General features: G+C 71.9%; 9 protein-coding genes. 5 read left to right on the top strand and 4 right to left on the bottom strand.

Annotated elements, in window-relative coordinates; translation table 11 throughout:
• Both BZL64_RS27035 and BZL64_RS27030 read right to left on the bottom strand, forming a co-directional pair.
• The coding region (locus BZL64_RS27035) for a MarR family winged helix-turn-helix transcriptional regulator (protein ID WP_086771795.1) at window positions 1-477 on the bottom strand (477 nt) is incomplete at its 3' end.
• The gene (locus tag BZL64_RS27030; RefSeq protein WP_086771794.1) at window positions 474-1,094 is read right to left on the bottom strand and encodes a type 1 glutamine amidotransferase family protein; all 621 of its coding nucleotides are present in this window, start codon (window positions 1,092-1,094) and stop codon (window positions 474-476) included. The genes BZL64_RS27035 and BZL64_RS27030, both read right to left, overlap by 4 nt.
• Window positions 1,095-1,323: 229 nt before the next feature.
• Here BZL64_RS27030 and BZL64_RS27025 point away from each other — a divergent pair, with 229 nt between their 5' ends.
• The 4 genes from BZL64_RS27025 to BZL64_RS27010 all read left to right on the top strand — a co-directional run bounded on the left by BZL64_RS27025 (window position 1,324) and on the right by BZL64_RS27010 (window position 6,824).
• The gene (locus tag BZL64_RS27025; protein ID WP_086771793.1) at window positions 1,324-2,679 is read left to right on the top strand and encodes an aspartate aminotransferase family protein; all 1,356 of its coding nucleotides are present in this window, start codon (window positions 1,324-1,326) and stop codon (window positions 2,677-2,679) included.
• A gap of 158 nt (window positions 2,680-2,837) precedes the next feature.
• Entirely contained in the window at window positions 2,838-3,545 is a 708-nt protein-coding gene (locus BZL64_RS27020; protein ID WP_086771792.1) for a GntR family transcriptional regulator, read from the top strand.
• Window positions 3,542-6,058: a dolichyl-phosphate beta-glucosyltransferase gene (locus BZL64_RS27015; protein WP_086771791.1), complete on the top strand. Its 2,517-nt coding sequence runs from the start codon at window positions 3,542-3,544 to the stop codon at window positions 6,056-6,058. Before BZL64_RS27020 ends, BZL64_RS27015 begins: the two co-directional genes overlap by 4 nt.
• Window positions 6,059-6,173: 115 nt before the next feature.
• Window positions 6,174-6,824, top strand: a complete 651-nt coding sequence (locus BZL64_RS27010; protein ID WP_086771790.1) for a phospholipase D-like domain-containing protein — start codon at window positions 6,174-6,176, stop codon at window positions 6,822-6,824.
• A 24-nt stretch (window positions 6,825-6,848) separates the two neighbouring features.
• Here the strand turns inward: BZL64_RS27010 and BZL64_RS27005 are convergent, their stop codons facing one another.
• Both BZL64_RS27005 and BZL64_RS27000 read right to left on the bottom strand, forming a co-directional pair.
• Window positions 6,849-7,142: a DUF3303 family protein gene (locus BZL64_RS27005; protein ID WP_086771789.1), complete on the bottom strand. Its 294-nt coding sequence runs from the start codon at window positions 7,140-7,142 to the stop codon at window positions 6,849-6,851.
• Between the two features lie 162 nt (window positions 7,143-7,304).
• Window positions 7,305-8,588 carry an adenylosuccinate synthase gene (locus BZL64_RS27000; protein WP_086771788.1) on the bottom strand — a complete coding sequence of 428 codons (1,284 nt, stop codon included), beginning with the start codon at window positions 8,586-8,588 and terminating at the stop codon, window positions 7,305-7,307.
• A 242-nt stretch (window positions 8,589-8,830) separates the two neighbouring features.
• Here BZL64_RS27000 and BZL64_RS26995 point away from each other — a divergent pair.
• Window positions 8,831-9,297, top strand: a 467-nt coding sequence (locus tag BZL64_RS26995; protein WP_279634615.1) for a diacylglycerol kinase family protein, incomplete at its 3' end; no start/stop codon positions are given.

The raw sequence follows: 9,297 nt of genomic DNA, 5'->3' as shown, positions 1-9,297 counted from the left end.
AACGGGGGCCGCCGCGGCGGCGGGCTCCCGCGCGGGCGGCTCCAGCTTTTCCAGGACCTGTGACAGGCGTTCCAGCAGGCGCACGGCCTCGGCCAGCTCCGCCTCGCCGTACGCCTCGGCCAGCCGGTCGGCGAAGGCGGCGTGGCCGGGGTCGATGCGGGCGACGGCGGCACGCCCCCGCTCCGTCGGCGTCAGCAGCTTGGCGCGCCGGTGTGCCGGGTTGGGCCGGTACTCCGCGAGCCCCTTGCCGACGAGCAGGTCGGCGACGCGCTGCACGCTCTGCCGGGTGATGCCCATGGCGCGGGCGATGCCGGACACGGGGAGGGGTTCGGAGAGGACCGCGCCGAGGACCTGCCACCAGGCGGCGGTGAGCCCGGCGGGCCGGACCAGTTCCTCCGCGACACCGAGGAACTGGCCGTTGAGCCGGAAGACGCCGAGCGCGCTGCGGCTGAGCAGGTCCTGCCGTTCCCGGCTCACAGCGCCCCGGCCTTGTCGAGGACGGCGTAGGCCTCCGCGTCGGAGTCGTGGAACAGCCGGTACCAGGCGTCCAGCACCTCACCGTCGTACACGCCCAGGAGGCGGAGAATCTCGCGGGCGAAGGCGACGGGTTCGGTGGGTCCGGCGGTGATCAGGCCGCCGTCGGTGAGGGCGTCGGTGTCGACGTAGCGGTCGCCGCCCGCGTAGCCGGTGGCGGCGAGGTAGAAGGAGACGGCGCTGGTGTGGGCGCGGTCGTCGAGCAGGCCCGCGCGGGCGAGGCCCGCGGTGGCGCCGCAGATCGCGGCGACGGGCGTGCCGGCGGCCAGGAACTCCCCCGCCGTGCGGGCGAAGGGCGCGAGGTCGTCGGAGGTGTCCCACAGGTCGGCGCCCGGCAGGATCAGCAGCGCGCCGTCCTCGGGGCGTACGTCCGCCAGCGCCGTGTCGGGCTGGATACGCAGGCCGCCGATGCTGGTCACCGGGCGGGCCGAGGGGCCGATCGTGCGGATCTCGTACCCGGCGCGGGCCAGGTGGGCGGTCGCGTGGCCGGTCTCCCAGTCGGCGAGGGTGTCGTAGACGGCGAGGTACACGGGCTTGCGGGAGGTGGCGGTGGTGCTCATGGGTTCCTCCGTGCGTCGTCGGGCGGTGCGGGGACCGGGTGTGGCGGGCTCGGCCGACCGCGAAGGCTTATGACAACATCCTGTCGAATTGCCAGCATGCTGTCAATGCGTTCGGCCTCCCGTGGCCGGGTCCGACCGTCCACGCCCGACAACCTGTCGCGGAATCCGCCCGTCCACGGAACAGGACGCCGATACCGCTTCCGCATCGCGGACATTTACGCTCACCGGCATGACCCCTCAGACCGACCCCCAGACCGGCGCGGCCGTGAAGGCCGCGGACCGCGCCCACGTCTTCCACTCCTGGTCCGCGCAGGAACTCATCGACCCGCTCGCCGTGGCCGGCGCCGAGGGGTCGTACTTCTGGGACTACGACGGCAAGCGCTACCTCGACCTCACCAGCGGGCTCGTCTACACGAACATCGGCTACCAGCACCCCAAGGTCGTCGCCGCGATCCAGGAACAGGCCGCACACCTGACCACCTTCGCGCCCGCCTTCGCCATCGAGGCCCGCTCCGAGGCGGCCCGGCTGATCGCCGAGCGCACCCCCGGCGACCTCGACAAGATCTTCTTCACCAACGGCGGCGCCGACGCCGTGGAGCACGCGGTGCGCATGGCACGGCTGCACACCGGACGCCCCAAGGTGCTGTCGGCGTACCGCTCCTACCACGGCGGCACCCAGCAGGCCGTGAACCTCACCGGTGACCCGCGCCGCTGGGCCTCCGACTCGGCGAGCGCCGGCGTCGTGCACTTCTGGGCGCCGTTCCTGTACCGCTCCCGCTTCTACGCGGAGACCGAGGAGCAGGAGTGCGCGCGGGCGCTGGAGCACCTGGAGACGACCATCTCCTTCGAGGGGCCCGCGACGATCGCCGCGATCATCCTGGAGACCATCCCCGGCACGGCCGGGATCATGGTGCCGCCGCCCGGCTATCTGGCCGGCGTGCGCGCGCTGTGCGACAAGTACGGGATCGTCTTCGTCCTGGACGAGGTCATGGCCGGGTTCGGGCGCACCGGCGAGTGGTTCGCGGCCGACCTGTCCGGTGTCGTGCCGGACCTGATGACCTTCGCCAAGGGCGTGAACAGCGGATACGTGCCGCTGGGCGGGGTCGCCATCTCCGGCGCGATCGCGGAGACCTTCGCCAAGCGGCCGTACCCCGGTGGCCTCACCTACTCCGGGCACCCGCTGGCCTGCGCCGCCGCCGTCGCCACGATCGGCGTGATGGCGCAGGAGGGCGTCGTCGACAACGCGAAGAACCTCGGCGCCTCCCTCGTCGGGCCGGGACTGCGGGCGCTCGCCGAGCGCCACCCGAGCGTCGGCGAGGTGCGCGGTGTCGGCATGTTCTGGGCGCTGGAGCTGGTGAAGGACCGCGAGACGCGCGAGCCGCTGGTGCCGTACAACGCCGCCGGTGAGGCGAACGCGCCGATGGCCGCCTTCGGGGCCGCCGCCAAGAAGGCCGGGGTGTGGCCCTTCGTCAACATGAACCGCACCCACTTCGTGCCGCCGTGCAACGCGAGCGAGGCGGAGCTGAAGGAGGGCCTCGCCGCCCTGGACACGGCGCTGTCGGTGGCCGACGAGTACACCGCATAGCCGGCGGGCGCACCGCATGATCACGGTCATTCGCACAAGCCCTTGAATTCGTCGAACGCGTAAGGTGGCGTGCTCGTACATACCGACGAGCACGCCATCCGCCGATGGCGCTCCGCCGTCGGACGGCGCGCGCGACGAGGACGAGGGAGACGCCGACCATGCACGGCAGCAGGGGCAGCGGCAGCGGCGCCGTGACCCGTAGCACCCTGCGGCAGCAGATCGCCGACGCGCTGCGCGACGAGGTGCTGGGCGGACGGCTCCAGCCGGGCCAGGAGTTCACGGTCAAGGAGATAGCCGAGCAGTACGGCGTCTCCGCGACCCCCGTCCGCGAGGCGCTGGTCGACCTGTCGGCCCAGGGGCTGCTGGAGGCCGACCAGCATCGCGGCTTCCGGGTGCACGAGTACTCCGTGGCGGACTTCCGGGGCATGGTGGAGGCGCGCGGCCTGGTCATCGAGGGCATGTTCCTCGCCCTGGACGCGGGCCGGCACAGCTCGCAGAACCTCGCCGACCCGCGGATCGCGGCGGCCGTCGCCGGGGTGCGCCGGCGCGGCGAGGAGGCCCAGCGGGCCGCCGCCGCCGGTGATCTCACCGTGCTGATCGGCTACGACCTGCGGTTCTGGCGCGAGCTGAGCGCCCTGTTCGGCAACCCCTATCTCGCCGACTTCCTGAACCGGCTCCGGGTGCAGACCTGGGTGTGTCTCGTCCAGCATCTGCGCCGGCTGACCGACCTGCGCGGCCACCTGTGGTCCGGCCACACCGAACTCGTCGACGCCCTGTATCAGCGCGACACCACCACCGCCCGCGCGATCCTCGACGAGTACAACACCCACTCCGTCGCGCTGATCGAGCGGCTGGCGGCCGGATGAGCGCGACGGACACCGCCGAGGACCCCCACAGAGTCCCCGGGTCCCGCGGCACCACAGAGACCCGCGGCACCACCGCGTCCCGCCCCGCCGCTCGCCCGGTCCCCGACCTCTCCGTCGTCGTGCCCGCCTACAACGAGGAACGGCGGCTCGGCCCCACCCTCGACGCCCTCACCCGGCAGCTCGCCGCCGCCGGTGACCGGTGGGGCAGCTGGGAGATCGTGGTGGCCGACGACGGCTCCACCGACGCCACCCGCGAGATCGTCACCCTGCGCCGCGACCCCCGGCTGCGGCTGATCACCAGCCCCCGCAACCGCGGCAAGGGCCACGCCCTGCGGCTCGGCGTGGGCGCCAGCCGGGGACGCCGCGTGCTGATCACCGACGCCGATCTCGCCGTACCGGTGAGCGAGCTGGAGCGGCTCGACGCGGCGCTCTCGGAGGGCGGCGCGGCGGCGGCGGTCGGCTCCCGGGCCGTGCCGGGAGCGACGCTCGGCGACCGCCGGCACCCGGTGCGCGAACTCCTCGCCGGAGCCGGCAACCTGCTCATCCGCTGGACCGCCGTGCGCGGGATACGCGACACCCAGTGCGGGTTCAAGCTGTTCGACGGCCAGAAGGTCCGGGCCGCGTTCGCCGCCTCCCGGCTGGACGGCTGGGCCATCGACGTGGAGGTCCTGCGCCACTTCCAGCGGGCGGGCTGGCCGGTCGCCGAGGTCCCGGTGCACTGGTCGCACCGGCCCGGCTCCAAGATCCGCCCCCTGGACTACCTCCGCTTCCCGCGCGACCTCATCCGCCTGCGCCTCCCGGTCCCGAGGCCCGCCGACGCCGTCGCCACCGCCCTGTTCCTCGCCATGGCCGTCACGCTCTACGCCGGCCGCTTCTTCGACCCCGCCCGCCGCTACCTCACCGACTCCCTCCAGGACCAGAACCAGTGGGAGTGGTTCTTCGCGGTGACCGCCGACAACCTGGCGCACCTGCGGAACCCGCTGTTCAGCGACCTCCAGGGCGTCCCCGACGGCGTGAACCTGATGGCGAACACCGCCATGTTCGGCCTGTCCGTGCCGCTCGCCCCCGTCACGCTCCTGTGGGGCCCGGCCGTCGCCCTCAGCCTCGCCATGACACTGGGCCTCGCGGCCACCGCGGCGGCCTGGTACCGGCTGATCCTGCGCCGGCTCGTTCCGCAGCGCGGCGCCGCCTTCGCCGGAGCCGCGCTGGCCGCCTTCGCGCCGCCCATGGTCAGCCACGCCAACGCCCACCCCAACTTCGTCGTCCTGTTCATGATCCCGGCGATCATCGAACGGAGCCTGCGGCTGTGCGCGGGCACCCGGGTCACCCGCGACGCGGTGATCCTCGGCCTGATGGCCGCCTACCAGGTCTTCCTCGGCGAGGAGGCCCTGCTGCTGGCCGCGCTGGGCACGCTCCTCTTCGCCGCCGCCTATGCCGTCGTACGACCCCGCGTGGCCCGCGCCGCCTTACGGCCCCTGCTGCACGGCCTGGCGATCGCCGCGGCCGTCTGCCTGACCCTGGTCGTCTACCCGCTGGCCTGGCAGTTCTCCGGCCCGCAGAGCTACACCCACCTCGACCACGGCCCCGGCGCCGCCAACAGCGTGCGCGCCCTGCTCACCTTCGCCGAGCGCTCCCTCCTCGCGGGCGACGCCGACCGCGCCGCCGCCCTCTCCCTCAACCCGACCGAGCAGAACGCCTTCTACGGCTGGCCCCTGCTCCTCCTCGCCCTCGCGATCACCGTCGCCCTGTGGCGCCGGCCCGTCGTCAGGGCGCTGGCCGTCACCGCGACCGCCGCGGCCGTCCTCTCCCTGGGTCCGCGCGTCCACGTCCCGCTGACCGGCGCCGAGATCCCCGGCCCCTGGGCGCCGCTGGCCGGCCTCCCGCTGCTGGAGTCGGTCATCGTCAGCCGCGTCGCGCTGATCTGCGCGCCCGTCCTCGGCATGCTCCTCGCCCTCGCGATCGGCCGGCTGGCCCACGCCCGCTCCCTGGGCACGCAGTACGCCGGTCTCCTCGCCGTCTGCCTGGCCCTGCTCCCCCTGATCCCGGCCCCGCTGAGGTCCGAGCCGCGCGCCGAGGTACCCGCCTTCTTCACCGACGGCTCCTGGAAGGCGTACGTCCGCCCCGGCGAGTCCCTCGTGCCGGTGCCGCTGCCCGAGCCCGCCGCCGCCGAGGCCCTGCACTGGCAGACCACCGCCGGCCTCGGCTTCCGCATGCCGGGCGGCTACTTCAACCGGCCGTACGGCGGCGGTGACCGCAGCGGCGTCTACGGCGTCCCGCTGAACTGGACGGCGAGCCTCCTCAAGGACGTGCGGGAGACGGGCGTCACCCAGGTGATCGACGCCCGCGCGCGCGAGGAGACCCGACGGGACCTCGCGTACTGGCGGGCGGGCGCGCTGGTGCTCGTCCCGCAGCCGCACGACGGGCCGCTTCGGGCCACCGTGGACAAGCTCGTGGGCCGCCCGGGGACGTGGGTGGCCGGAGTGTGGGTATGGGACCTGCACGAAGGGAGCTGACGCGGGAGGCACCGACTACCCTTCCCAGTCCGGGCATGGAAGCCATGACCGTACGGGCACGGACCGTTCGGGCATGGAGCAATGACCACGCGACACCCTGAGTGAGGAGCTCTCTTTGGCCTGTGACCTGTGGCTGGTGCCGCTCGTCGACGTGTTGTGCCACACCCCCGACAATCCGTTCGCCGAGGAACTCGCGCAGTACAACAAGGTGCTCGCCGAGTCGGGACTCCCACCCGTGCCGGTGTACCAGTACATGCCGGGCCTGTCCGGAGACGTCGCCCCCGTGGCCGGCTTCGACTACGACGCCCTGCACTTCCTCCGCCGCGCCTACCTGCTCCAGGTGTGCGGGCTGCCGGTGACCCCGGTGGACGACCTGGGCGGCGACTACGAGCAGCTCCTGGAGATGTTCGAGTCCACCGCCCAGCAGTCCCACCTGGTCTGGCACTACGACCACGCGGGCGCCTACGTCCCGGTGGACTTCCCGCAGCCCCTGTCCAACGACGAACTCCTCGCCGGCGGCGGCCCGCTCGGCTCCGCCCAGTCCCTGCTGCGGGAACTGGAGTACGTCGCCCCGTCCATCGGCATCGATCCGGCCAATCCGCCGGCCGCGCCCCAGCCCCCGGCCGCCCCGACGGAGTTGGAGGAACCGGCGCTCGCGCCGCCGTACGACCCGAGCCCGTTCGCCCGCGAACGGCATGTCTGGCTCGGACTGCACGCGGCGGCGACGCGGAGTCTCGCGCAGGGGTCGATGATCGTGTTCAGCTGACGTCGGCCCGTCACAGGTCCGGATTCAGCGGCCGAGCTGGGCGAGGCCCTTCTGCACGTCGTCGACGTTCATGACCGGCGTGTAGGTGATCTCCGCGCCGAGCTGGAGGAAGAACGGCTCACTGATCACCGGCATCTGGGAGCTGTCCTGCATGTCGAAGACGATGTAGGCCGTGCGCTTCCCCTGGTCGGACGTGAAGTAGGCCGCCTCGGGCTTGATCTGTTCCAACGACTCCTGGATCAGCTTCCCCAGCGTGCCGTTGCGGATGGCCTCGTTGGCCTTCTCCGTGTCCATCCGTGCCTTGAGCAGTACGCGCATCGCACTCACCTTCTTCTGGTCGACGCGCGGGGTGTCGGTGTGGCTTCAGGCTATGCCTGTTCGCGGCATATCTCCCAGTGAGACGGGGGGCCGGCGAGACCGACGGCCGCCTTCCGCGTGCGCGGAAGGCGGCCGGGGCGATCTGTCGTCGGACCAGGGTCGTCAGATGAACGAGTTGATCTGGATCGTCTCGTCCCGGCCAGGGCCCACGCCGATCGCGGAGATCGGGGCGCCGGACATCTCCTCCAGCGCCTTGACGTAGTCCTGGGCGTTCTTCGGCAGGTCCTCGAAGGTCTTGGCCTTCGTGATGTCCTCGGACCAGCCCGGAAGGTTCTCGTAGATCGGCTTCGCGTGGTGGAAGTCGCTCTGCGAGTACGGGAGTTCCTCGACGCGCTTGCCGTCGATCTCGTACGCCACGCAGACCGGGATCTGCTCCCAGCCGGTCAGGACGTCGAGCTTGGTGAGGAAGAAGTCGGTCAGGCCGTTCACGCGGGTCGCGTAGCGGGCGATGACCGCGTCGAACCAGCCGCAGCGGCGGTCGCGGCCGGTGGTGACACCCACCTCGCCGCCGATGCGGCGCAGCGCCTCGCCGTCCTCGTCGAACAGCTCCGTCGGGAACGGTCCGGCGCCGACACGGGTCGTGTAGGCCTTGAGGATGCCGATGACCCGGCTGATCTTCGTCGGGCCCACGCCGGCGCCGGTGCAGGCGCCGCCCGCGGTCGGGTTCGACGAGGTGACGAAGGGGTACGTGCCGTGGTCGATGTCCAGGAGGGTGCCCTGGCCGCCCTCGAAGAGGACCACCTTGTCGTCCTCCAGGGCCTGGTTGAGCACCAGGACCGTGTCGGCGACGTACGGCCGCAGCTTCTCGGCGTACGCCAGCAGCTCCTCGACGACCTGATCGACCGCGATGGCGCGACGGTTGTAGAGCTTGGTGAGCAGCTGATTCTTGACGTCGAGCGCCGCCTCGACCTTCTGCTCCAGGATCGACTCGTCGTACAGGTCCTGTACGCGGATGCCGACCCGGTTGATCTTGTCGGCGTAGGTCGGGCCGATGCCCCGTCCCGTGGTGCCGATCTTCCGCTTTCCGAGGAAGCGTTCCGTCACCTTGTCGACAGTCACGTTGTAGGGCGTGATGATGTGCGCGTTGCCGCTGAGGAGCAGCTTCGACGTGTCGACGCCTCGCTCGTTCAGACCGCTCAGCTCGGAGAGCAGGACCGACGGATCGACGACGACTCCGTTTCCGATGACGGGCGTACATCCGGGCGACAGGATTCCGGAAGGGAGGAGGTGCAATGCGTACTTCTGGTCGCCCACGACGACCGTGTGGCCGGCGTTGTTGCCGCCCTGGTAACGCACTACATAATCCACCGAGCCGCCGAGCAGGTCGGTGGCCTTTCCCTTGCCCTCGTCACCCCACTGAGCACCGAGCAGCACAAGTGCGGGCACGCGCGTACACCCCTTCCGGGTGGGGCATGTCCAGGGTCAGGGGCGTACGCGGAGGCTCTCACCACCGCGTGCACCACGACCGTCGTCGGTCGCGGTACAGCGACCGCCTTCGGCCGCCGAGCGACCGTCGTCGGCCGCACACCGTCGGACCCGGATGCCCCGGAATAGACGAAGCCCCTGGCGCAATAGCGCAAGGGGCTCTTGCACAAAGATGCTACCCGAGGAAGCGAGGCAGGACCGAGGTGGCGACTTTCGCGACGCCGGACCAGCTGCTGGTGATCATCGATCCGGTCGCCCGGAGGACGGACGGAGAGTCCGTACGGATCGCGAAAGACGTGCTCAGCGCGGGTGCGGCCACGAAAGTGTGCCTCCCGGAGGACGCGGAGGAATTTGCCCGTGTCCTCGCGCGCCGGGGCTCGCGGCGGCCCGTCGTGATCGGTGACGACCGTGCGCTGCTGCGCGCGGTGGCCCTGCTGCACCGGCGACGGGAGCTGGCCGAATGCGTGCTGTCCATGGTGCCCGTGGGGGGCGCTCTGAGCGTCGCCCAGTCCCTGGGGGTGCCCCTGGGGGCCGTGGCGGCGGCGCGGGCCGTCCTGGACGGCGCCGAGCGCCGCCTGGACCTGCTCGTCGACGACAGCGACGGGGTCGTCCTGGGCACGCTGCGGATCCCGCCGCTGTCCGGCCAGGACGGACAGCGGCGGGATCCGCA

The sequence above is a fragment of the Streptomyces bobili genome (genome assembly GCF_002154575.1).
Lineage (GTDB): Bacteria > Actinomycetota > Actinomycetes > Streptomycetales > Streptomycetaceae > Streptomyces > Streptomyces bobili.
The sequence above is the reverse complement of the archived record's forward strand: the minus strand, read 5'-3'. Positions and strand labels throughout refer to the sequence as shown.